Annotated in this window: 22 protein-coding genes and 1 pseudogene; 19 read left to right on the forward strand and 4 right to left on the reverse strand. The window is 61.1% G+C overall.

Annotated elements, in window-relative coordinates:
* The first annotated feature begins 118 nt into the window (after positions 1-118).
* The 7 genes and pseudogenes from M3436_10790 (at position 119) to M3436_10820 (ending at position 6,169) form a co-directional block, all read left to right on the forward strand.
* Positions 119-247 (forward strand): annotated as a pseudogene (locus M3436_10790) (transposase).
* The gene (locus M3436_10795; protein ID MDQ3564595.1) at positions 248-721 is read left to right on the forward strand and encodes a hypothetical protein; all 474 of its coding nucleotides are present in this window, start codon (positions 248-250) and stop codon (positions 719-721) included.
* 29 nt (positions 722-750) lie between these two features.
* Positions 751-1,110, forward strand: a complete 360-nt coding sequence (locus M3436_10800; protein MDQ3564596.1) for a hypothetical protein — start codon at positions 751-753, stop codon at positions 1,108-1,110.
* Positions 1,111-1,283: 173 nt separating this feature from the next.
* Positions 1,284-1,658, forward strand: coding sequence for a hypothetical protein (locus tag M3436_10805; protein MDQ3564597.1), 375 nt, complete (start codon positions 1,284-1,286; stop codon positions 1,656-1,658).
* Between the two features lie 222 nt (positions 1,659-1,880).
* The gene (locus tag M3436_10810; GenBank protein MDQ3564598.1) at positions 1,881-2,435 is read left to right on the forward strand and encodes a response regulator; all 555 of its coding nucleotides are present in this window, start codon (positions 1,881-1,883) and stop codon (positions 2,433-2,435) included.
* 543 nt (positions 2,436-2,978) lie between these two features.
* Positions 2,979-4,310 (forward strand): citrate synthase, encoded by a 1,332-nt coding sequence (gltA, locus tag M3436_10815; protein MDQ3564599.1) that lies wholly within the window; start codon positions 2,979-2,981, stop codon positions 4,308-4,310.
* A 152-nt stretch (positions 4,311-4,462) separates the two neighbouring features.
* Positions 4,463-6,169 (forward strand): tetratricopeptide repeat protein, encoded by a 1,707-nt coding sequence (locus M3436_10820; protein ID MDQ3564600.1) that lies wholly within the window; start codon positions 4,463-4,465, stop codon positions 6,167-6,169.
* A 94-nt stretch (positions 6,170-6,263) separates the two neighbouring features.
* On the opposite strand, the gene groL is transcribed toward M3436_10820, so the two are convergent.
* Together groL and M3436_10830 are read right to left on the reverse strand one after the other, a co-directional pair.
* The gene (gene groL / locus M3436_10825; protein ID MDQ3564601.1) at positions 6,264-7,913 is read right to left on the reverse strand and encodes a chaperonin GroEL; all 1,650 of its coding nucleotides are present in this window, start codon (positions 7,911-7,913) and stop codon (positions 6,264-6,266) included.
* 22 nt (positions 7,914-7,935) lie between these two features.
* The gene (locus tag M3436_10830) at positions 7,936-8,226 is read right to left on the reverse strand and encodes a co-chaperone GroES (protein MDQ3564602.1); all 291 of its coding nucleotides are present in this window, start codon (positions 8,224-8,226) and stop codon (positions 7,936-7,938) included.
* A gap of 141 nt (positions 8,227-8,367) precedes the next feature.
* Between M3436_10830 and M3436_10835 the strand changes: the two genes are divergently transcribed.
* The 10 genes from M3436_10835 to purD all read left to right on the forward strand — a co-directional run bounded on the left by M3436_10835 (position 8,368) and on the right by purD (position 17,893).
* Positions 8,368-8,703, forward strand: a complete 336-nt coding sequence (locus M3436_10835; protein MDQ3564603.1) for a divalent-cation tolerance protein CutA — start codon at positions 8,368-8,370, stop codon at positions 8,701-8,703.
* Positions 8,700-10,550 carry a protein-disulfide reductase DsbD gene (gene dsbD, locus M3436_10840; GenBank protein MDQ3564604.1) on the forward strand — a complete coding sequence of 617 codons (1,851 nt, stop codon included), beginning with the start codon at positions 8,700-8,702 and terminating at the stop codon, positions 10,548-10,550. Before M3436_10835 ends, dsbD begins: the two co-directional genes overlap by 4 nt.
* The gene (locus tag M3436_10845; GenBank protein ID MDQ3564605.1) at positions 10,547-11,095 is read left to right on the forward strand and encodes a TlpA family protein disulfide reductase; all 549 of its coding nucleotides are present in this window, start codon (positions 10,547-10,549) and stop codon (positions 11,093-11,095) included. Before dsbD ends, M3436_10845 begins: the two co-directional genes overlap by 4 nt.
* A 278-nt stretch (positions 11,096-11,373) precedes the next feature.
* Positions 11,374-11,856 carry a type II 3-dehydroquinate dehydratase gene (gene aroQ / locus M3436_10850; protein MDQ3564606.1) on the forward strand — a complete coding sequence of 161 codons (483 nt, stop codon included), beginning with the start codon at positions 11,374-11,376 and terminating at the stop codon, positions 11,854-11,856.
* Positions 11,843-12,298, forward strand: a complete 456-nt coding sequence (accB, locus tag M3436_10855) for an acetyl-CoA carboxylase biotin carboxyl carrier protein (GenBank protein ID MDQ3564607.1) — start codon at positions 11,843-11,845, stop codon at positions 12,296-12,298. The genes aroQ and accB overlap by 14 nt, the downstream gene beginning before the upstream one ends.
* A gap of 54 nt (positions 12,299-12,352) precedes the next feature.
* Complete coding sequence (accC, locus tag M3436_10860) at positions 12,353-13,696, forward strand: acetyl-CoA carboxylase biotin carboxylase subunit (GenBank protein ID MDQ3564608.1); 1,344 nt, start codon at positions 12,353-12,355, stop codon at positions 13,694-13,696.
* A 100-nt stretch (positions 13,697-13,796) separates the two neighbouring features.
* Positions 13,797-14,528, forward strand: coding sequence for a zinc-ribbon domain-containing protein (locus M3436_10865; protein ID MDQ3564609.1), 732 nt, complete (start codon positions 13,797-13,799; stop codon positions 14,526-14,528).
* Positions 14,529-14,723: 195 nt separating this feature from the next.
* The gene (locus M3436_10870) at positions 14,724-15,008 is read left to right on the forward strand and encodes a helix-turn-helix domain-containing protein (GenBank protein MDQ3564610.1); all 285 of its coding nucleotides are present in this window, start codon (positions 14,724-14,726) and stop codon (positions 15,006-15,008) included.
* A gap of 25 nt (positions 15,009-15,033) precedes the next feature.
* Positions 15,034-16,593, forward strand: coding sequence for a bifunctional phosphoribosylaminoimidazolecarboxamide formyltransferase/IMP cyclohydrolase (gene purH / locus M3436_10875; protein MDQ3564611.1), 1,560 nt, complete (start codon positions 15,034-15,036; stop codon positions 16,591-16,593).
* Between the two features lies 1 nt (position 16,594).
* A complete protein-coding gene (gene purD, locus M3436_10880; protein MDQ3564612.1) occupies positions 16,595-17,893 on the forward strand; it encodes a phosphoribosylamine--glycine ligase in 1,299 nt (432 codons plus the stop codon).
* Here the strand turns inward: purD and hisH are convergent.
* Positions 17,890-18,540, reverse strand: coding sequence for an imidazole glycerol phosphate synthase subunit HisH (gene hisH, locus M3436_10885; GenBank protein MDQ3564613.1), 651 nt, complete (start codon positions 18,538-18,540; stop codon positions 17,890-17,892). The two genes, purD and hisH, sit on opposite strands and share 4 nt — an antisense overlap.
* Positions 18,541-18,874: 334 nt before the next feature.
* On the opposite strand from hisH, the gene M3436_10890 reads away from it, so the two are divergent.
* Positions 18,875-20,440 (forward strand): hypothetical protein, encoded by a 1,566-nt coding sequence (locus M3436_10890; protein MDQ3564614.1) that lies wholly within the window; start codon positions 18,875-18,877, stop codon positions 20,438-20,440.
* Between the two features lie 36 nt (positions 20,441-20,476).
* Here M3436_10890 and hisB read toward each other — a convergent pair whose 3' ends face one another.
* On the reverse strand, positions 20,477-21,070 hold the full coding sequence (gene hisB / locus M3436_10895; protein ID MDQ3564615.1) for an imidazoleglycerol-phosphate dehydratase HisB: 594 nt from the start codon (positions 21,068-21,070) through the stop codon (positions 20,477-20,479).
* A 64-nt stretch (positions 21,071-21,134) separates the two neighbouring features.
* Between hisB and M3436_10900 the strand changes: the two genes are divergently transcribed.
* On the forward strand, positions 21,135-21,389 hold a 255-nt coding region (locus tag M3436_10900; GenBank protein MDQ3564616.1), incomplete at its 3' end, for a coproporphyrinogen III oxidase.

Consider the following 21,389-nt stretch of genomic DNA (forward strand, 5'->3'; position numbering starts at 1 on the left):
CTGAAACCCTTAACGCGTTCATGCGTGAGACCATATCGGACAAAGTCAGCCTGATCTCTACCGATGACCACAAAGGCTATCGGTACATTGACCGCCATTTACCGCATGGCATGGTGCATACGGCGCAGGCGAATATGTTCACGGCGCTATCCACACCAATACCATCGAGGGCTTCTGGTCGCTGGTTAAGCGCGGCACCATCGGCACGCTCCATAAGGTCAGCAAGAAATATCTTCCGCTCTACGTCATGACTTTGCGTTTTGTTACAACAATTGCAACAATCCAACATATTCGGCGCAGCGATCCGCGCATGCTGATGGTGCGCTGGCTTTTACTTTCATTGGCATTGTTTGCCGGAATAGCCCAGTCACAACAGTCGCAAGACACTCCAAGGATCGAAGCCAAGGTACAAACCAAAAATACCGTACCACCCGAGCAAAACTCCAAGGCAGATTTCAAGAGCCCCACGGCCGCTGCCGCCAACACCAGCAATGCCGAGTCCACTGATCATGCAAAGAATGCTAGTGATGAGGGAACCGAATTCTGGCCGCCATTCTTTGGCTATAGACTGAAAATTACTGACACGCTCTCGTTGCCTTTACCGCACTTCTGTTCGCGGCTACCGTATTTCTCTACAGAGCAACTAGAGACCTGGTTAAAGGCGCCGAGGATACCGCAGAAAGGCAACTGCGAGCTTACGTCTTCGTCAACAGCGCCTTGATAAGTGGGATCGAAGATGACACTGGCCCAGTGGCGCTTATAAATGTCAAAAATTCCGGGCAGACCCCAGCATTTAATGTGAACTATATCGGAGCGATAGCATTCTTTCCGCCAGAGGCCAACTTTGAGTTTCCGAAAATCCCCCCTAGTCTGGGGATTATCGGCCCAGGCATGGAATCGAACAAGTTTAACCGCTATTTTGCACTGAGCGCTTCGGAGAGAAAGTTCTTTGAGGAAGGGACGAAGGCTATCTACATATTTGGGCGGATTACATACGACGACGCATTCGGGAAAAGCAAATTCACCAACTACCGTTACATGGTTGGCGGCGCATTCGGCACGCGCGGCCCGGATGTGGCCCAATGCGAAGAAGGCAATGACGCAAATTAGGAGAACACCGGCCTGTCGTTTTGGCGATCGCCTTTGAAAATGCGACAAATTGTCGCACCCCACGGCGTTGCAAGCTGCGACGAATTGCCGCGCGGCAATTTGCCCTATTGCGCCGCCTACGGGCCTAGGGTTAAATGCAGGTGCTATTAATCTCGAAACGCTAGGAGACGACGATGGCAGCCTTTACCATCATGTTATCGGCGGACCGCGAGACCGTCACGCTCAGCGCCATGGGTCATTTTGATTTGTCGCTCGGTTTCGCGCTCTGGCAGTATTGCGAGCCGGACCGAAACCGCCATGAGAACTACATCATCGATCTGGCCGCTGTGACGGACATGCGCGACTCGGGTCTCAATTGGCTCATTATGTTTTGTCAGTGGGCGCGGCGGAGCGGCGCGCATGTGCGCGTGGTCCATGCGCGCCCGGCGATCGCCTACCGATTATTGGCGGCCGGGATCGCTCACGAACCTGCCTGGCTGGTCGATCCGCGCCCAGCCTCGTGGATGTCCGCCACCGCGCTCTCGGCCGTATGTCTACGGCGGGGTTGACGGGTAAACTAGCACGCGATATGACAACGACCACGCGCTAACAGCCTGCGACAATTTGTCGCATAACGGTGAGCCGAGCGGTAGGCTATTATAGTCGCAGAACGAGGTAGCTAGACGCTGCGTTACGGCGCCGCGCTACCACGCACGAAGACGAGATCGTTGCCGATACCTGTGACCGAGAACGGTGCTATCGCTGCCGATCCTGCTTGTGACCCGTTAGCTATGACGAACCTAGGAGAGGCTGATATTACCGCCGGTGACCTGCTTCTCGTTGACGACGATCTAGTTTTTTGCAAGGTTTTGAGCGAAGCGCTGACGACGCGTGGCTTTACGGTCAGTATTGCGCACGATGCCGAAGCGGCGGTGAAGGTCGCTCGGCTGAGCGCGCCCGCTTACGCGGTGGTCGACCTCGTCATGCCCGGCCGGTCGGGCCTCGAGTTGGTCGCGGAACTAACCGGTTGGCGTACGGAGATGAAAATCGTCGTGTTGACGGGTTACGCGAGCATTGCCACCGCCGTGGAGTCGATTAAGCTCGGGGCGGTGCACTATTTAACCAAGCCCACGGATGCGGAAGAGATCGTAGCGGCGTTCGGGCGCAACCGAGCCAACCTCGGAGCCTCGGTTTCAGTGCAACCCGTGTCCGTACAGCGGTTACAATGGGAGCATCTGCAGAAAGTGTTGCACGATTGTAGCGGCAACATCTCCGAGACGGCTCGCCGCCTTAGCCTGCATCGGCGGTCATTGCAGCGCAAGCTAAGCCGAGGCCCGTCGGAATAATTCCATGACGCCTTGGAGGCGCACACCAGAGACTTTCTTCGCGAATCTCCAGCGCTTCGAGGGCGAGGACGCGAGCGACACGCTTCGGATTTGTAATCCTTGTATATCATCCATAGGATGGATAATGTACACGGATGTTATTGCGTCGTAACGCCAATATTGGTCGAGAAGCCTTGGCTAGACAAGCCGCCGTCGCCTTGATCGGTCCCCGTCTGGTCGGCAAAACGACACTGGCCCTGAGCATCACCTAGTGTAGTGTCTCGTAAATAACGGGTCGCGTTTGCCCCGTCATTCCGGGCGAAGGTGCGAAGCGCAGGAGACCCGGAATCCACAAAAGACGCTGGATTCCCGCTTTCGCAGGAATGACGAAGGCGGTATCGACATATTGGTGACTGTATAGGTATTTCAGAGACACCACCACACTAGAGGCGCGGGAAGACCGCGACAAGCTGACCTAAGTCGCGCTATTTTTATGGGATTACGAAGATCGACCGGTCGTGCTAGACGAGATCCCATCGGGTACCGGATCTGTTTCAGACACCTATGAGTCACACACCCGAGATACCGGATACGGCCTCCGGGCCCGCGACTATCACGCTCATCGATGAGGCTTCGGGAAGACGGGTGAAACTGCCCCTGCTCGGCGGCACCCTGGGCCCGAGCGTCATCGATATCCGTAAGCTCTACAGCGAGCTTGGCTATTTCACCTATGACCCCGGGTTTACCTCGACCGCGAGCTGTGAATCACGGATCACCTTCATCGACGGCGAGCAGGGGGTGCTGCTGCATCGCGGCTACCCGATCAAGGATCTCGCCGAGCATTGCGATTTCCTCGAGGTGTGCTATCTGCTTCTCTACGGCGAACTGCCGAACGTCAGTCAAAAGACCGGTTTCGAGGATATCATCACTTATCACACCATGCTCCATGAACAGGTGCTTGCCTTTTACCGCGGTTTCCGGCGCGACGCTCACCCCATGGCCGTGATGGTGGGCGTGGTGGGAGCGTTGAGTGCGTTCTATCATGACAGCACCGACATCACCGACCCCGAGCAGCGCGAGATTGCCGCCCACCGGCTCATCGCCAAGATGCCGACCATCGCCGCCATGGCCTACAAATACTCCATCGGCCAGCCGTTCGTTTATCCGCGCAACGATTTGAGGTATGCCGACAATTTCCTGCATATGATGTTTTCGGTGCCGTGCGAGACTTATAAGCTCAGCCCGGTCATGGCGCGCGCGATGAACCGGATTTTTATCCTGCATGCCGATCACGAGCAGAATGCCTCGACCTCAACCGTGCGCACGGCCGGCTCGAGCGGCGCCAACCCCTTTGCCTGCGTGGCCGCCGGTATCGCTTCGCTTTGGGGCCCGGCCCACGGCGGGGCGAATGAAGCCGTGCTCACAATGTTGCAGGAAATCGGCTCCAAGGATCGCATCCCCGAGTTTATCGCGCGGGTCAAGGACAAGAACAGCCCGCTGCGGCTCATGGGGTTTGGCCATCGGGTCTACAAGCACTATGATCCGCGGGCCGCGGTGCTGCGCGAATCCTGTCACGAGGTGCTCGCGGAGCTTGGCGTCACCCGGGAGCCGCTGCTGGAGATCGCCATGGAACTGGAACGCATCGCGCTTGAGGATGACTATTTCGTGCAGCGCAAGCTGTATCCGAACGTGGACTTCTACTCCGGGATCATCCTCAAGGCCATGCGCTTTCCGACCAGCATGTTCACGGTGCTCTTTGCCGTGGCCCGCACGGTCGGCTGGGTCGCGCAGTGGAAGGAGATGATCGCGGATACCGATCATAGGATCAGCCGTCCGCGCCAGCTCTATACAGGGCCCGCCGCCAGGCCCTTTCTACCGGTAGAGGAGCGTGGCTGACCCACCACCGCGGTGCGCGCCCCCCGAAGCCCGATATCAAAGCTGGGCGTCATAGTTCGGATGGTAGAGTCCATAGAGCAGCCCCTGGTTTGAGACGCTCGGTCTGTTATCGCGGAACCTGTAGTTGTTGCGGAGGAATGATAATGTTTTTTATGCATATTATTGCGGTTTGCTCACTATCCGCCGGGATCGCCACGGTTCTGTCGGCCAGTGCTCAAGCAACCCCTGGACACGACCACGCGGTCCGGGGCGAGGTCGGGGGCTTCGCGCATCAAGCGCGCCGTCCCTCCGAGTCCTTCGTCGAGAGCGCGCCACCGCTTTGGGACAACCTCGGCACGCTGAGCTACAAGATCACGACCACCAGTGAACGCGCCCAGGAGTACTTCGATCAAGGCCTGCGGCTCACCTACGCGTTCAACCATACCGAAGCGCGGCGCGCCTTTCGGATGGCGCAGAGGCTCGATCCGAAGTGCGCCCTCTGCTCCTGGGGTGAGGCGCTCGTGCTCGGCCCCAACATCAACGCGCCGATGGACTCCTCCGCAGTCAAGCCTGCGCTAGCGGCCCTGCGCGAGGCGCAAGAAAAAGCCCGCTACGCTTCGAGCCGTGAACGAGCGCTGATCGAGGCGCTGGATAAGCGCTATTCCGAAAACGCCGAGCGGGCGACCCTGGATGCCGCCTACGCCACGGCCATGAATCGAGTGGCGGCCCGCTATCCCGAGGACGCGGACATCCAGATCCTCTACGCCGAGGCCCTGATGGATCTCACGCCTTGGGACTACTGGGCATCGAACGGCCGCCGGCCGAAAGGCAGAACCGCGGAGATCCTCGCCGTCTTGGAACGGGTGCTGGACAAACATCCTGACCATCCGGGGGCGATCCACTACTACATCCACATGGTCGAGGCTTCGGACCGGCCGGAGCGGGCGGAACCCTATGCCATGCGTCTCGCGGATCTCATGCCCGGCGCCGGCCATCTCGTGCACATGCCCTTTCATATCTATTTCCGCATGGGCCGCTATCTGGACGCGCTGGCCGTGAATAAGGCGGGGGTAGCGGCCGATGAGGCCTATATCGCCGCGGCAGCACCCGAGGGCATCTACCCGCAGGCTTATTATCCACACAATGTGCACTCGCTCATGGCCGCGGCCCAGATGGCGGGCGACGGCAAGACCGCCATCGCCGCGGCGGAGAAGCTCGCGCGCGTGGTGACCCCTGATGCGGCCCGGGCCATTCCCTGGGTGCAGCCCATTCAAGCGGCGCCTTATTTTGCCCACGCCCAGTTCAGCGCGCCCGAGACCGTGTGGGCCTTGGCCGATCCCGGATCCAGTCTGCCCTATGTTCAGGCAATGTGGCACTACGCTCGCGGCGTGGCCCATGCGTCCCGTAAGGATATCCAGGCCGCTGAGCGCGCGGCGGCGGCGATCGCGGCGATCGCGGCCCGCGGCGACTTTTCCGCACTCGCGGCCGGCGGGATCCCCGCGGGCGAGGTGCTGGCGCTCGCCCGCCACGTGTTACTCGCTCGCATCGCCCAGGCTGGAGGCGCCCTGAAGTCCGCGCGTACCGAGCTAGAGCGGGCGGTAGCCATTCAGGATAAGCTTTCCTACTCGGAGCCGCCGTTCTGGTACTATCCGGTGCGCCAGTCGCTCGGCGCCGTGCTCTTGCTCTCGGGCGATCTCGCCGGCGCTGAGGACGCATTCCGGGCGAGCCTGCGCGAGGCGCCTCACAACGGCTGGGCGCTCTATGGCCTCACGGAAGTCTACAAGCGGCGGGGAGATAAACGCCAAGCACGTGTCGCCGAGAGGCGGCTGGCAGAGGCCTGGGCCAGCGATCGGGCAGGGCTCGACCTCTCCCGCTTATAAGTGAGAGCTTGTGAATAAATCTGCTGGGGTCGTGGCCAAAAAAACCCCGCGGGTTGCGCGGGGTTTCTAGTGGTGCGAGCGGATCCCTTCGGGATTACATCATGTCCATGTCGCCCATGCCGCCCATGCCGCCGTGCCCGTGGCGTCCCGGCATCTTCTCCTCGTCCTTCGGTGATTCGGCCACCATCGCTTCGGTGGTGACCATGAGTCCCGCGATCGAAGCGGCATTCTGCAAGGCCGTGCGCGTCACCTTGGTCGGATCTATGATACCCATCTTGACGATGTCACCATACTCCCCGCTGGTGGCGTTGTAACCGAAGCTGCCCTTGCCTTCCTTCACCTTGGAAAGAACGACGGAGGCCTCCTCGCCGGCATTGGCCACGATCTGACGCAGCGGTTCTTCCATCGCGCGCTTGGCAATCTGGATGCCGATGTCTTGGTCGTGATTTTCGCCCTTGAGCGCATTCAACCCCTCCAGGGCCCGGATGAAGGCCACGCCACCGCCCGGCACCACGCCTTCCTCGACGGCCGCGCGCGTCGCATGCAAGGCGTCCTCGACCCGCGCCTTCTTCTCCTTCATCTCGGTCTCGGTGGCCGCGCCGACCTTAATCACGGCCACGCCGCCGGCGAGCTTAGCCACGCGCTCTTGGAGCTTCTCCTTGTCGTAATCGGAAGTGGACTCCTCGATCTGCGCGCGGATCTGGTTGACCCGGCCTTCGATGGCCTTGGGATCGCCCGCGCCGCCGATGATGGTCGTCTCTTCCTTGGTAATCGTGACCCGCTTGCAGGTTCCGAGATCGCCCAAGCTCGCCTTCTCGAGACTCAGCCCGACCTCTTCGGCAATGACCGTGCCCGAGGTCAAGATTGCGAGGTCTTCCAACATCGCCTTGCGGCGGTCGCCAAAGCCGGGCGCTTTGACCGCCGCCACCTTGACGATACCGCGAATATTGTTGACGACCAGCGTGGCCAGGGCCTCGCCCTCCACGTCTTCGGAGATCGCCAGCAGCGCCCGTCCCGACTTGGCTACGGCCTCGAGGATCGGCAACAAGTCACGAATGTTGGAGATTTTCTTGTCATGGATGAGGATCATCGGGTTTTCCAGCTCGACATTCATGTTCTGCTGGTTATTGATGAAATACGGCGAGAGATAGCCGCGATCGAATTGCATGCCTTCGACAACCTCCAGCGTGTTCTCGAGACTCTGGCCCTCCTCGACGGTGATAACGCCCTCCTTGCCGACCTTGCCCATGGCCCGGGCGATGATCTCCCCGACGGCCTTATCGTCGTTGGCCGAGACCGTGCCCACCTGGGCGATGGCTTTCTCGTCGTTACAGGGCTTGGATAGCTTTTTCAATTCCTCAACCGTCGCGGCCACGCATTTGTCTATGCCGCGTTTGAGATCCATCGGATTCAGGCCGGCCGCCACCGCCTTGACTCCTTCGACCAGCATCGACTGCGCCAAAACCGTCGCGGTGGTGGTGCCATCGCCCGCTTCGTCGGAGGTGTGCGAGGCAACCTCTTTCACCATTTGGGCGCCCATGTTCTCGAACCTGTCCTTGAGCTCGATCTCCTTGGCGACCGACACCCCGTCCTTGGTCACCGTGGGCGATCCGAAGCTCTTTTCCAACACTACGTTCCGACCTTTCGGACCCAGTGTTATCTTAACCGCATTAGCTAGGATATTGACTCCGGCAAGCATGCGCCTGCGGGCATCTTCGCTAAACCTCAATTCTTTAGCTGCCATGTTTCACCTCTATAGTAAAGATTTAATTTTCGATGACGCCCATGATGTCGTCTTCCCGCATGACCACCAGGTCCTGGCCGTTCATTTTGACTTCGGTACCGGAATACTTGCCGAAAAGCACCTGGTCACCGGGCTTAACGTCGAGCGCTCTGACCTTGCCGTCGTCCGTGACCTTACCCGGACCCGCGGCAACCACTTCTCCTTTCATGGGTTTTTCCGCGGCCGTGTCAGGAATGACGATACCCCCCGCGCTCTTGCGATCTTCTTCTAGGCGGCGGATGATGACCCGATCGTGTAAGGGACGAATATTCATGAATTTTGACCTCCTCCGATGTGCGATAGAAAAACAAAGCGGTGTTGGCACTCGCTTCTTGTGAGTGCTAATTATAGGTGGCGAGCCGTTACTGTCAACCGATCCCGGACCCCGGTACGCCCAATCTAAACGAGGACCGGCATGACGGATGGCGAAGACTACCTCCTCGTGCTATCGACGTGCCCCGACAACGCGGTCGCGGGCCGGATCGCAACCCGGTTGGTCGAACAACGCGCCGCCGCTTGCGTCAATATCCTTCCCGCGGTGCACTCGATCTACCGCTGGGCCGATAAGCTCGAATCGAGTGCCGAAGTCCTGCTCTTGATCAAGACCCGCCGATGGCGTTACGAGGCGGTGGAATCCTTGTTAAAATCGGAACATCCGTATGAACTCCCCGAAATCATCGCGGTCCCTATAGTGCGGGGCTCGAGCCCGTATTTAAGCTGGATTAACGAGATGGTGAACGCAGCCCCATGAAGACTATCAGCGCTGTCTGTTTAGTTTGGTTGTTTGGAACGTTGCTACCCGTGTTTGCTGATGAACAACGGGGGGCGGCGAATATATTCGAGGATTTCAAGCGCGGTTTCGCGGGCGAACCGGCCCGCCGGGAGTTTTTACCGCCCGAGGAAGCATTTCGCGTCACGGTCGACATCAAAGATCCGGCGACCCTCGCCGCGCGCTGGGACATCGCCGATGGTTATTACCTATATAAGGATAAATTCGGATTTGACCTGACCGGCGGCGACGTCCGGCTCGGGCGCATTAATCTTCCCTCGGGGCACTTCAAGGAAGATCCGGAGTTCGGATCTGTCGAGGTGCATACCGGGTCTATCACGGTCCCGCTGTCGCTCAGACGCCCAAGCCCCGGCGAGGCCGAGGTCGGTTTAACCCTCAGGTATCAGGGCTGCGCCGAAGACGGGATCTGCTACCCTCCGATGCAGAAGACGCTCAGCCTGCGACTGCCAGCGCAGGTGGCGGCCGGCGCCGCTTCCGGGGGAGCAAGCGAACCCGTCGCCGAGCACGATGCGTTGGCGCGGCAACTCGAAGGCGGCGCCGTGCTCGCGACACTGGCCATGTTCGCGGGGTTCGGGATCCTCCTCGCGTTTACACCGTGCGTGTTTCCCATGGTCCCGATTCTCTCCGGAATCATCGCCGGCCAAGGCGAGCACGCAACCACGCGCAAGGCATTTATTTTATCGAGCGTATTTGTCGTGGTGATGGCCGCGACCTATGCGGTCATGGGGGTGATCGCCGGACGCTTCGGCCATAACTTGCAAGCTACGTTTCAAAATCCGTGGGTGCTGGTGTTCTTCGCCGCGGTCTTTGTCGGCCTCGCCTTGTCGATGTTCGGTTGGTTCGAGTTACAACTGCCGGCAAGTTGGCAGACGCGCCTCGCCCGGGCGAGTAACGCGCAAGCAGGCGGAACCGTGCACGGAACCGCGGCGATGGGATTGTTCTCCGCCCTGATCGTCGGACCTTGCGTGGCGCCGCCCCTGGCCGGGGCCTTGATTTATATCGGTAAGACCGGTGACGCGGTGCTCGGCGGAATGGCGCTCTTTTGCTTGGGCATCGGCATGGGATTACCGCTGATAGCGGTGGGTACTTCGACCGGGAAGCTCCTTCCCAAAGCCGGGCCTTGGATGCAACAGGTCAAGGCGTTCTTCGGGTTTGGGATGCTCGCAGTCGCGGTCTTAATGCTGGAACGCTTGCTGCCGCCGGCTTTCACCGTGTTGCTATGGGGGCTGTTATTGACGACCGGGGCGATTTTCTTGGGAGCCCTCGATCTACTCCATAAGACCGCGTCATGGGGTCACCGTCTGGCGCGCGGCGCCGGGTTTTTGGTTTTGACTTACGGCGGCCTCTTAATCGTCGGCGCGGCCGCGGGGGCCACCGATATGTGGCGTCCATTCGCGGGCGCCACACTCCTGGCGCAGGGATCCGCCACGGCGCCACTCAAGCTGAGCTTCATGCGGGTCAAGGGTACCGCGGGTTTGGAGCAGGCCTTACGCGCGGCGCGCGATCGTGCCGAGCCGGTGATGGTGGACTTTTACGCGGACTGGTGTGTCGAGTGCAAAGAGCTGGAAAAACATACCTTTGTCGACCAAATCGTCGGCCAACAGCTTTCCAAGTTAACGCTAATCAAAGCGGACGTAACGGCTAATGATGATGAGGACCGCGAGCTGCTCGCGAGCCTCGGAGTCTTCGGGCCGCCGGCCTTGCTTTTTTACACACCGGACGGTACCGAGCTTCGCAATCAACGTCTTGTCGGGTTCGTCGAGCCGGAAGCGTTTCGCTCGCACCTCGATCGGGTGTTGCGCCGTTGAGCCCGGCTTACCGTTTTGCATTTTATTGTTTGTTTCTGATCGTCGCGGGAGGCGGGGGCTATCTTCTCCGCGAACACCTGGGCGCGCGGGCGGACTCCTCACCTTCGACCCTCGTGGGGCAGGCGCGGCCCGATTTTTCACTCAAGGATTTCAGAGGCGAGAGCCGCCGCATCAGCGAGTGGAACGGAAAAGTTTTGCTATTAAACTTTTGGGCCACCTGGTGTCCTCCGTGCCAAAAAGAGATCCCGGATCTCATCGCGCTCCAAGAAGACTATAAGGACGAGGGCTTGCAGATCGTGGGTATCGCGATCGATGAGCTTGGCACGACGCAAGAATTCGCGAACCGGGCCGGGATCAATTACCCGACGCTGACCGGCGAGGCGGAGGCCATCCAAGTCGCCCTGAGTTACGGTAATACGAGCGGCGCGCTACCCTACACGGTGATCGTTGATCGTAACAGGAGAATCGCCTTCACCCAGCCCGGCCAAGTGCACCGGGACGAAGTCGAGAATCTCATACGACGGCTGCTCCGCATTCCCGCCTAAGGAAGCTCTGCAAAAGTTACTGCGCAGCCCATCTGCTTTGTCGCGTGCTCGCTCGTCGCTCGCCTATCTACCTGATATGTCTCGCGACTCGCTCCGCGGCTTCGCGCATCTGGGCTTGCTCGCGACACCCTTGCAGAGCTTCCCTAGATTCCTCGCCGACGGTTCCGCGCGGCCTTTCGCCGCGCCGCAAAATAGCGGGTAATTTGCTCGTTTCCGCCGTTAACTTATGCTAATGTGTCGCAAACAAGCGGCAACTAACCGCGATTCAAGAACCGGGTATGTCGCAACTGGCGCTCATCAACGGACCCAACCTTAATCTATTAGGAACACGTGAGCCGGAGGTTTACGGTACCACGACGCTCGCGGAGATCGAGTCCCGCCTCGAGGCTCTGGCGCTGTCCGCGGGACACACGCTGTCCTCGTTTCAGAGCAATGCCGAACACGAGCTGGTGGAGCGTATTCATCGCGCGCAGTCGGAAAACGCCGCCTTTATCATTATCAACCCCGGCGCTTTCACGCACACGAGCATCGCGCTACGCGATGCGTTCGTAGCAGTCAAGATACCGTTTATCGAAGTTCATCTATCCAATATCTTCGCGCGCGAGGCTTTTCGCCACACTTCTTACCTTTCCGGAGTCGCGGTGGGGATTGTCAGCGGTCTCGGGCCACAGGGATATGAGCTTGCCTTGCAAGCAGCGATCGCTCGCTTGCGAGCCCATGCCACACATTCGCCCTACCAGGAAAAAGATGGACATCCGTAAAGTAAAAAAGTTAATCGAGCTCCTGGAAGAGTCCGGGATTGCCGAGCTCGAAATCCACGAGGGGGAGGAATCCGTCCGCATCAGCCGCTATCGGGCCCCGCCAGGGGGTCACACCTTCTTACAGCTAGCGGATCCGCAGCTCCCCGCCGCGCCCGGGCATGCCGCAGCTCCCGCCGATGTTAAACCGAAACCAGACTTTGAAGGTCATTCCATCACCGCTCCGATGGTCGGAACCTTTTATCTCGGCGCCTCTCCGACCAGCAAACCGTTCGTCGAAATGGGTCAGCGGGTAAAACGGGGCGAGATTCTGTGTATCATCGAGGCTATGAAGGTCATGAATCAGATCGAAGCCGATAGCGACGGCACGATCGCCGCGATTCTGGTCGACAACGGCCAACCGGTGGAGTACGACCAGCCCCTGTTCGTACTGAAACGAAGTTGAATCCTTGCTCGCAGGGAGGCCTCCTTGTTTCGTTCGAGGTTCGTTAACTGAGCCATGCTTGACAAGATCGTGATTGCTAACCGGGGTGAGATCGCGCTCAGAGTCTTACGCGCCTGCCGCGAGCTGGGGATCAAGACCGTTGCGGTTCATTCGACCGCGGATCGCGATCTAAAACCGGTGCGCCTCGCCGACGAGTCGGTGTGCATCGGTCCGGCGCCCTCGGCGGAGAGTTATTTGAACGGTCCAGCCCTGATCAGCGCCGCCGAGGTCACCGACGCCGTGGCCATCCACCCGGGTTATGGGTTCCTCGCGGAAAACGCCGACTTCGCCGAGCGCGTCGAGCAAAGCGGATTCATCTTCATCGGCCCGCGGCCGGAAACGATCCGGCTGATGGGCGACAAGGTATCCGCCATCCGCGCGATGAAACAAGCGGGAGTTTCCTGCGTGCCTGGCTCCGACGGACCCCTCGGCGCCGATGTCGACGAGAACCTCCGGATCGCACGCGCGATCGGTTATCCGATCATGATCAAGGCCACGGGAGGCGGGGGAGGGCGCGGCATGCGGGTGGTACATAGCGAAGCCGCGCTGCTCAACGCCATCGCCCTTACCAGTGGCGAGGCCCACGCGGCCTTCGGAAACGGTTCCGTCTATCTTGAAAAATATCTCGAGACACCGCGCCACATCGAGATCCAGGTGCTCGCCGATACCCTCGGCAACGCCATACACCTCGGGGAACGCGATTGCTCGACGCAGCGGCGCCACCAAAAAATCATCGAAGAAGCGCCCGCGCCGGGTCTGGGCCCGGAAACTAGGGACGCCATCGGCATGCGGTGTGTGCAAGCCTGCCAGGACATCGGCTACCGCGGCGCCGGCACGTTTGAGTTTCTCTATCAAGGCGCTCAGTTTTACTTCATCGAAATGAACACGCGCATTCAGGTCGAGCATCCGGTCACCGAGATGGTCACTGGGGTGGATCTCGTCAAAGAACAGATCCTCATCGCGAGCGGCGAACCTCTGAGTTATCGCCAGGACCAGATCATCCTCCGAGGTCATGCCATCGAGTGCCGGATCAACGCCGAAGATCACGAAACCTTCATGCCCTCGCCCGGCACGATCACTTTATTCCATCCGCCCGGCGGTCCGGGGATCCGCTTGGATACGCACATTTACCAGGGCTATGCGGTTCCGCCTTACTACGATTCCTTGATCGGCAAGCTCATCGCCCATGGCGAGAGCCGAACCATCGCGCTCGCGCGCATGATTAACGCCCTCACCGAGATCGTGATCGACGGGATTAAGACCAACCTGCCTTTGCATCGCAATATGATGAATGACGAGGGATTTCGCGCGGGCGCTATGGACATTCATTATCTTGAAAAGAAGCTGGGACTGACCTGAGCGCTTGTGAATAAATCTACTGCGGTCGAACGGCTCGAGGAGTGGGTCCTCGTGCCGGCCAGGCGGCTGACCGGGGCGGGCGCGCCAGGGCGCTGAAACGATGCTGGCGCGCTGTCCGGAATGCCGTACGCTGTTTCGCGTTTCCGCGAGCGAGCTCAAAGCGGCGCACGGCAAGGTGCGCTGTGGGATTTGCCACGGCGTCTTCGATGCCTTGGAGGCTTTGGTCGACGCGCAAAGCGAACCCCCAACGCGCGCTACGCCCGGGGACGCCACGGCGGGCCGCACCGATGTGGCTCAGGCTGCCGACAGCGCCCTAGCCCAGGCGCTCGATCTCACCGCCATTGAGGGGCTCGTCCCGAAACACCGCCCGAGCGGGTGGGGCGCGTGGGCCGTCATGTTCCTGATACTGCTGCTGGGTCAGATCGCATGGTTTCAAGGCGCCCGCCTGCTCGCGCTGTTCCCCGCAGCGCGCCCGCCGCTTGAGTGGGCTTGCGCTCACTGGCATTGCCAGTTGCCCCGCTACCGCGATCCCGGCCTCATCCGGTTGGTCTCGCGCGATGTGCGCGTCCATCCGCGTGCCGCAGACGCACTGTTGATCAATGCCCTCTTCACCAATCACGCGGAGTTCCCCCAGCCCTACCCGGTACTGCAGCTCGGTTTGTACGATACGGATGGCCAAGTCCTTGCCGCTCGCCGGTTCGTGCCCAAGGAGTACCTCGAAAAGCACGTCGACCCGGCCCTGGAGATGCCGCCTGGGATCCCGGTTCATATCGTCCTGGAAGTGCAAGGCCCCCGGAAAAACCCGGTGAGTTTCGAGTTTAAGTTCCTGTAACGCGCTCCGCTGCCCGGCACAGGTCTTAAAGCCGTTGTCAATGGTTTCAATCAAGACTCGTTTCCCGTTATCATAGGCGCCGGAGATTACGCGTTGGGCACCGGGGGGGGGCGCAATCTCTTAAGAACGAAACACTACGATAACCGCCTATAGCGAGAGGGGATGGCGAACATGATAATAGGAGAAGTCGCCACCATGACAAGCATATTGGACCACGAGCTTCCTCGGCAAGCGGTATTCGTCGAGCGCAGAAATCAACCGATTCGTCAGTGCATCACGCGCTCCTTGCAGATCTACTTCGCCAATCTCAACGGCCATAGCCCGGCCGGGCTCTACGAGCTGGTGCTGAGCGAAGTCGAGCGGCCGTTGTTCGAGGCCGTGCTGGCGCAAACCGGTGGCAACCTCTCGAAGGCGGCCCAAATCTTGGGCCTGAATCGCAACACCCTGCGTGCCCGCCTCAAGAAACACAGCTTGATCTAGCCACGGTCAGGAAACCGGCCAGCCGATGCGGTCCGTACGACGTGCGCTTTTGAGTGTCTCCGATAAGACCGGCCTCGTGGATCTCGCGCGGTTTTTGACCGCGCAGGGTGTGGAACTATTGTCGACGGGGGGTACGGCGCGGCTGCTGGCGGAGCACGCCCTGCAAGCCATCGAGGTCTCGGACTATACCGGCTTTCCCGAAATCATGGGCGGGCGCGTCAAGACCCTGCACCCGAAGGTCTACGGCGGCATCCTCGGCCGTCGAGGTATCGATGAGCCGCTCATGCAGGCCCACGGGATCGGTCCCATCGACCTGGTCGTCGTCAACCTGTATCCGTTCGAAAGCACCGTCGCGAGGGCCGATTGCACCCTCGCCGAGGCGATCGAAAATATCGACATCGGCGGCCCGGCCCTGGTGCGCGCCGCGGCCAAGAATCACGCCGCGGTCACGGTCATGGTCGACCCGGGCGATTATGCCCCGCTCATCGAAGAGATGCGGACCGCAAACGCCGGCATAAGCGCCGGAACGCGCTACCGCTTGGCGGGCAAGGCATTCGCTTATACCGCGCGCTACGACGCATTGATTGCCGCTTATCTGGAAAAAACGGCGGAGGACGAAGGTTTCCCGCGCCTGTATTGCCCGCGCTATGCCAAGCGCCAAGAGCTCCGTTACGGCGAAAACCCCCACCAACGCGCCGCCTTCTATGCGGAAACCGATCCCCCGCCGAGTAGCGTCGCCGCGGCCAAACAACTGCAAGGTAAAGATCTCTCCTTCAACAATATCGCCGACACCGACGGAGCCTTGGAGTGTGTGTTTTCCTTTTCCGGGCCCGCCTGCGTCATCGTCAAGCACGCGAATCCGTGTGGGGTAGCGCTCGGCGAATCGCCGCTAGCGGCCTACGAGCGTGCTTACGCGACCGATCCTACCTCCGCCTTCGGCGGGATCATCGCCTTCAACCGCATGCTCGACGCGGACACCGCCGAGGCCATCCTTGCGCGCCAATTCGTCGAGGTGATCGCCGCGCCGGGCGCCGCGCCGGAGGCCCTCCCGGTAGTGCAACGCAAACAAGACGTGCGCGTGCTCACGGTCGCTCAACCGGAGGCACGCGCTCGGAAGGCGTTCGATTACAAGCGCGTAAACGGCGGCCTCTTGGTGCAGGAACGGGATGAGGCCACGGTAGAATTCACCGGTGTGAAAGTCGTGACCCAGCGTGGCCCGACCGAAGCCGAGATCGCCGATCTGCTATTTGCCTGGCGAGTCGTAAAGTTCGTCAAATCGAATGCCATCGTTTACGCCAAGGCCGGGCAGACGGTGGGTATCGGCGCCGGCCAGATGAGCCGGGTCTACAGCGCGCGCCTCGGCGTCATGAAAGCCGCCGACGCGGGCCTCGATCTCCGGGCTTCGGTCATGGCCTCGGACGCCTTCTTCCCGTTTCGCGATAGCATTGACGCTGCTGCTGCGGTCGGCGTCACCGCGGTGATCCAGCCCGGCGGTTCCATCCGCGACGCCGAGGTGATCGGCGCCGCCGACGAGCGCGGCATGGCCATGGTCTTCACGGGGATCCGGCACTTCCGCCATTCATGAAGTGAAGGTTCTGATCGTCGGCGGGGGGGGGCGCGAGCACGCCCTCGCGTGGAAGGTGGCGAGCTCGGCGCAGGTCGATCGCGTCTACGTGGCGCCGGGGAACGCCGGCACGGCGCGCGAACACAAGGTTGAAAACGTCGCCGTCCCGGCCGGCGATCTCGCGGCGCTCCTCGCCTTCGCCCAGAGCGCTCGGATTGACCTCACCCTGGTCGGATCGGAGGCGCCGCTGGTGGCCGGGATCGTGGACCGCTTCGACGAGGCGGGGCTCCGGTGCTTTGGCCCGAGCCGGTTGGCGGCCGCGCTTGAGGGCTCCAAAGTCTATGCGAAGTCCTTTATGGACCGCCACGGCATAGCCACGGCGCCTTACGCATCTTTTTCGGATCTCCACGCCGCCAGCGCGTACATTCGAGTTCAGGCGCTCCCGCTGGTCATTAAGGCCAACGGGCTCGCGGCGGGTAAGGGCGTGGTTATCGCTCAATCCGCCGAGGAAGCCGTCCGCGCGGCCAGCGATATGCTCGCGGGCCATGTCTTCGGCAGCGCCGGGCAGGAAATCGTCGTCGAGGGGTTCTTGCAAGGCGAGGAGGCGAGTTTTATCGTCGTGAGCGACGGTGTCGATGTCCTGCCGCTCGCGAGCGCGCAGGACCACAAGGCGCGCGATGCCGGGGACCGCGGACCCAATACCGGGGGCATGGGGGCTTATTCGCCTGCCCCCGTGCTCACCCAGGCGGTGAGCGATCGCGTCATGAGCGAAATCGTGCTGCCGACGATTCGCGGGATGGCGCGGGAAGGCCGGCCCTACCGAGGTTTCCTCTATGTCGGCGTCATGGTGGCTTCCGACGGCACACCGCGGGTGCTCGAGTACAATTGCCGCTTAGGCGATCCGGAGGCCGAGGTCATTTTATTCCGATTACGCTCGGATCTCGTCGAGATCATCGAGGCGGGGCTCACGGGCCATCTCAGGAAAATCCAGCCGCACTGGGATCAACGCGCGGCCCTCGGTGTCGTGCTTGCGGCCGCGGGCTATCCCGGCCCCCCTCGCATGGGCGATGTGATCGCGGGCCTCGATGCCGAACATCCCGCGGACACCACGGTCTTTCATTCCGGCACCGCGATAGAGGAGGGGCGGATCGTCACGGCCGGCGGCCGGGTGGCGTGTGTGTGCGCACGCGGCGCGACCGTCAGTGAGGCCCAGTCGCTCGCCTATGCCCGGATCAAAAAAATCCGATGGCAGGGGATGTATTACCGCCCGGATATCGGCTACCGGGCGGTGGCGCGGGAGACGAGGGAGGCGGATCCTTAAGCGTTTCCGTCCCAGTGCAGAAAGTTTCTGAGCAAGCGCAGTCCCGGCTGCTGGCTCTTCTCGGGATGGAACTGCACCGCGAAGACATGGCCGCGCGCGAGCGCGGCGGTAAACCGCACGCCATACTCCGTATAAGCAGCGCTGAGTTCCTCATCCTTGGGTGCCACGAAATAGCTGTGGACGAAGTAAAAGCGCTCGCCCGGAGCAATACCTGCCCACAGAGGATGAGGACCCGCCGGCCAGACCTGATTCCAACCCATGTGCGGGACCTTTAAAATATCCTCCCTGGCCGGGGCATGCAGCTCCCGTGGAAAACGCACGACCTGTCCCGGATAAACCCCGAGGCCCGGCGTGCCGCCCCCCTCCTCACTCCACTCCATCAGGGATTGCAACCCCAGGCAGATCCCGAGAAACGGCTTTGCGGGAAGGACCTCGCGCAGGGCGCGATCGAGCCCCATGGCCGTGATATGCTCCATGCAGTCGCCGATCGCGCCTTGTCCCGGGAAGACGATGCGATCGGCCCGCACGAGATCGTCCGGGCGGCCGCTCACGAGGACGCGGTGCCGGCCTTCCGACACGTACTCGAGGGCTTTAGCGACCGAGCGCAGGTTGCTCATGCCGTAATCGAGAACAACGACGGTTTGCATCGTGCGATGAAGGGCGCGCGGCGTCTCAGAGCTTGTGATGAAATCGTAGCGAGCAAGCCTGCCCGCGAGGCGCACGGCGCGCAGGACCGTTTCGCCGGGAGCGAAACGGAGCGCAAGCCCCGAAGGGGCGAGTCCCAAGGATGGGACGAGCAACCGCAGTGTATGTGAAAATACATGAGGATTCCGAGCACCGCGCAACGATGCGGGCGGGCTGCGCAGCAGATTTATTCACAAGCTCCTAGCGCGGGCTTACGCCCGCAACCCAAGTTGAAACGGCGTCCTTCCCGGTGTACGTAGGTGGTGCCAAACCAACCTGCGCTTCGAGGAGGACGCCATGGAACAATTCATAGCGCGTTACCGACCGTTTGTCACGGCCGTCTTGTCCGGCTTTGATCGGCTTGTCTTTCGCGGGACGATGCTGCCCCTGGTCATCCAGGGGGGCATGTTCACCTTTCTGACTCGTTCGGGAGTGCAACTGCTCGATTTCAAAAAGTATGTTGTTTCGGTCAGCGAGCGGGTCAAGGAGGCCTCGCTGCGTACGGCCCTTGAGCAGGCGCGACCCGTGCGCTACCTCGAATCTGCGGCTCTGGATAAGGAGGCCTTGGCCCGACAACTGCTGGCTGAGCATCCGGTGGAGCAGGGACTGATCTGTGTCTTCAAGACGGTTGAGCCGTGCATGAGTTTTGAGTATCACCGCTCTGCCGACCCTCGCGAGCGGGGCTTGCGTCTGCGGCCAAGCAAGTGCCTGCACCTCTACCAGTACGCCCTCCATCCCCTGTTCGGCTTTTTCGGCGCACGCTTGCAGACTTGGTTTCCCTTCAACATCCAGATCTGGGTGAACGGACGCGAGTGGCTCGCCCGTCAGCTCCAAAAGACGGGCCACAGCGACTTTCGCCGCCACGACAACTGCTTCACCGCCCTGGGCAACCCCGCCTTGGCCCAGCGCCTGATGGACCGTCAGCTCAAGATCGGCTGGAAACGCGTCCTCGACGCCATCGCCCGAACGCTCAATCCACTGCACGGGTGCATCTTCAAGCCCTGGCCGCAGAGCTATTACTGGTCGGCCTATCAGAGCGAATGGGCCACTGATCTGGTGTGCCGCAACCCCCAGTCGCTCGCCACGGTCTATCCCGCCCTGGTCCAGCACGCCACGACGCATTTCAAAAGCCCAGACGTGCTGCGCTTCCTCGGCCGCAAAGCCCATGGCAACTTCACCGGAGAACTCACCGGCAGCTTCCGGCAGCGCCCCGAAGGGATCCGCGTCAAACATTGGGTCAACGGCAATTCCATCAAGATGTACGACAAGGCCGGTAGCGTCCTGCGTATCGAAACCACCATCGCTAAGACCGCGGACTTCAAAGTCTTTCGCCCACTGCAAGACCAACCCCAACGAGCCCTCGCCTGGCGCCCCCTGCGCAAGGGCATCGCCGACCTCCACCGTCGCGCCCAACTCTCCCAGCGCGCCAACGACTCCTACCTCGAAGCACTCGCCACCGTGGAGGACACAACCCCCCTGCATCAGGTCTTCGACCAAGTCGCCCAACCCGTTACCTACCACTACCGCCGCGTGCGAGCACTGCGGATCGGCGATCCCAACGACATCGCCCTGCTCCAGGCCGTCTCCCGTGGCGAATTCGCCACCGCAGGCTTTCGCAACCGCGACCTGCGCCGCCTGCTCCACCCCACCCACTTCGACAAATCCACAGCCGACATCCGAAAACTCTCCGCCCGCATCAGCCGCCAGCTCCGCATCCTGCGCGCTCATGGCCTCATCCGAAAAATCCCCAAAAGCCACCGTTATCGTCTCACCTCCAAAGGCCATCAGCTCACCGCCGCCCTGTCCGCCATCCGCCAAACCAACCTCAAACGCCTCATCGGCACCCATCCCACCCCCACATAATCTGCGCGCGGCACGAGGAAATCGAGAAGTAGTAGATCAGAGGCTGCCCTTGGTCGAGGGCACGACGCCCTCAAGCCGCGGGTCGGGCTCGACGGCCATGCGCAAGGCGCGGCCGAAGGCTTTGAAGACGGTTTCGATAATATGATGGGCGTTGCGGCCGCGGAGCGTGTCGATGTGCAGCGTCACGCGCGCGTGGTTGACGAATCCTTGGAAGAATTCGTAGAAAAGATCGACATCGAAATCCCCGACCCGCGCACGCGGAAAATCCACGTGAAACTCGAGGCCGGGCCGTCCCGAACAGTCGATGACCACCCGCGACAGCGCCTCATCGAGCGGGACGTAAGCATGGCCGTAGCGCCTGATCCCGCGCTTGTCGCCGAGCGCTTGCGCGAGCGCCTGACCGATCGCGATGCCTATGTCTTCGACGCTGTGGTGCGCGTCGATGTGCAGATCCCCGCGTGATTCGATCTTGAGGTCGATCAGCCCGTGCCGCGCCACCTGATCGAGCATATGGTCGAGAAAGGGGATCCCGGTATGGAGATCCGATTGACCGGCGCCGTCGAGATCCAAGGTCACGCCGATCTGGGTTTCCCGCGTATCGCGTTGTACCTGTGCTGCGCGTGGGCTCATGGGGGTTCCCTGATAAAAGGCCTTTATAGCATAAGTCAGGATAATTTTTTCGGAAGCTACAAAGATGAACACGGCGCTGCCGCTCGACTCGGTACGGAGCTACCTGCGTGATCTCCAAAACCGGATCTGCGGGACTCTCGAACAAGAAGACGGCGTAGGACGGTTCATAGACGATCCTTGGCGGCGCACGGAGGGGGGCGGCGGCCTGACGCGGGTGCTCGTAGAGGGGCGTGTGTTCGAGCAGGCGGGGGTCAACTTCTCCGAAGTGCACGGCGCGCGCTTGCCGCCCGCGGCCAGCGCCCAGCGCCCGGATCTCGCC

This window comes from Pseudomonadota bacterium (genome assembly GCA_030859565.1).
Classification (GTDB): Bacteria; Pseudomonadota; Gammaproteobacteria; order JACCXJ01; family JACCXJ01; genus USCg-Taylor.

What these genes read in the sequence shown, in the direction of transcription:
- accB (MDQ3564607.1), top strand. Translation starts at nt 11,843, where the DNA reads ATGGACATCCGTAAAGTAAAAAAGTTAATCGAGCTCCTGGAAGAGTCC.
- purH (MDQ3564611.1), top strand. Translation starts at nt 15,034, where the DNA reads ATGCGGTCCGTACGACGTGCGCTTTTGAGTGTCTCCGATAAGACCGGC.
- dsbD (MDQ3564604.1), top strand. Translation starts at nt 8,700, where the DNA reads ATGAAGACTATCAGCGCTGTCTGTTTAGTTTGGTTGTTTGGAACGTTG.
- groL (MDQ3564601.1), bottom strand. Translation starts at nt 7,913, where the DNA reads ATGGCAGCTAAAGAATTGAGGTTTAGCGAAGATGCCCGCAGGCGCATG.
- M3436_10870 (MDQ3564610.1), top strand. Translation starts at nt 14,724, where the DNA reads ATGACAAGCATATTGGACCACGAGCTTCCTCGGCAAGCGGTATTCGTC.
- M3436_10890 (MDQ3564614.1), top strand. Translation starts at nt 18,875, where the DNA reads ATGGAACAATTCATAGCGCGTTACCGACCGTTTGTCACGGCCGTCTTG.
- hisB (MDQ3564615.1), bottom strand. Translation starts at nt 21,070, where the DNA reads ATGAGCCCACGCGCAGCACAGGTACAACGCGATACGCGGGAAACCCAG.
- aroQ (MDQ3564606.1), top strand. Translation starts at nt 11,374, where the DNA reads ATGTCGCAACTGGCGCTCATCAACGGACCCAACCTTAATCTATTAGGA.
- M3436_10810 (MDQ3564598.1), top strand. Translation starts at nt 1,881, where the DNA reads ATGACGAACCTAGGAGAGGCTGATATTACCGCCGGTGACCTGCTTCTC.
- M3436_10820 (MDQ3564600.1), top strand. Translation starts at nt 4,463, where the DNA reads ATGCATATTATTGCGGTTTGCTCACTATCCGCCGGGATCGCCACGGTT.
- accC (MDQ3564608.1), top strand. Translation starts at nt 12,353, where the DNA reads ATGCTTGACAAGATCGTGATTGCTAACCGGGGTGAGATCGCGCTCAGA.
- M3436_10795 (MDQ3564595.1), top strand. Translation starts at nt 248, where the DNA reads ATGACTTTGCGTTTTGTTACAACAATTGCAACAATCCAACATATTCGG.
- M3436_10865 (MDQ3564609.1), top strand. Translation starts at nt 13,797, where the DNA reads ATGCTGGCGCGCTGTCCGGAATGCCGTACGCTGTTTCGCGTTTCCGCG.
- hisH (MDQ3564613.1), bottom strand. Translation starts at nt 18,540, where the DNA reads ATGCAAACCGTCGTTGTTCTCGATTACGGCATGAGCAACCTGCGCTCG.
- M3436_10835 (MDQ3564603.1), top strand. Translation starts at nt 8,368, where the DNA reads ATGACGGATGGCGAAGACTACCTCCTCGTGCTATCGACGTGCCCCGAC.
- M3436_10830 (MDQ3564602.1), bottom strand. Translation starts at nt 8,226, where the DNA reads ATGAATATTCGTCCCTTACACGATCGGGTCATCATCCGCCGCCTAGAA.
- M3436_10805 (MDQ3564597.1), top strand. Translation starts at nt 1,284, where the DNA reads ATGGCAGCCTTTACCATCATGTTATCGGCGGACCGCGAGACCGTCACG.
- gltA (MDQ3564599.1), top strand. Translation starts at nt 2,979, where the DNA reads ATGAGTCACACACCCGAGATACCGGATACGGCCTCCGGGCCCGCGACT.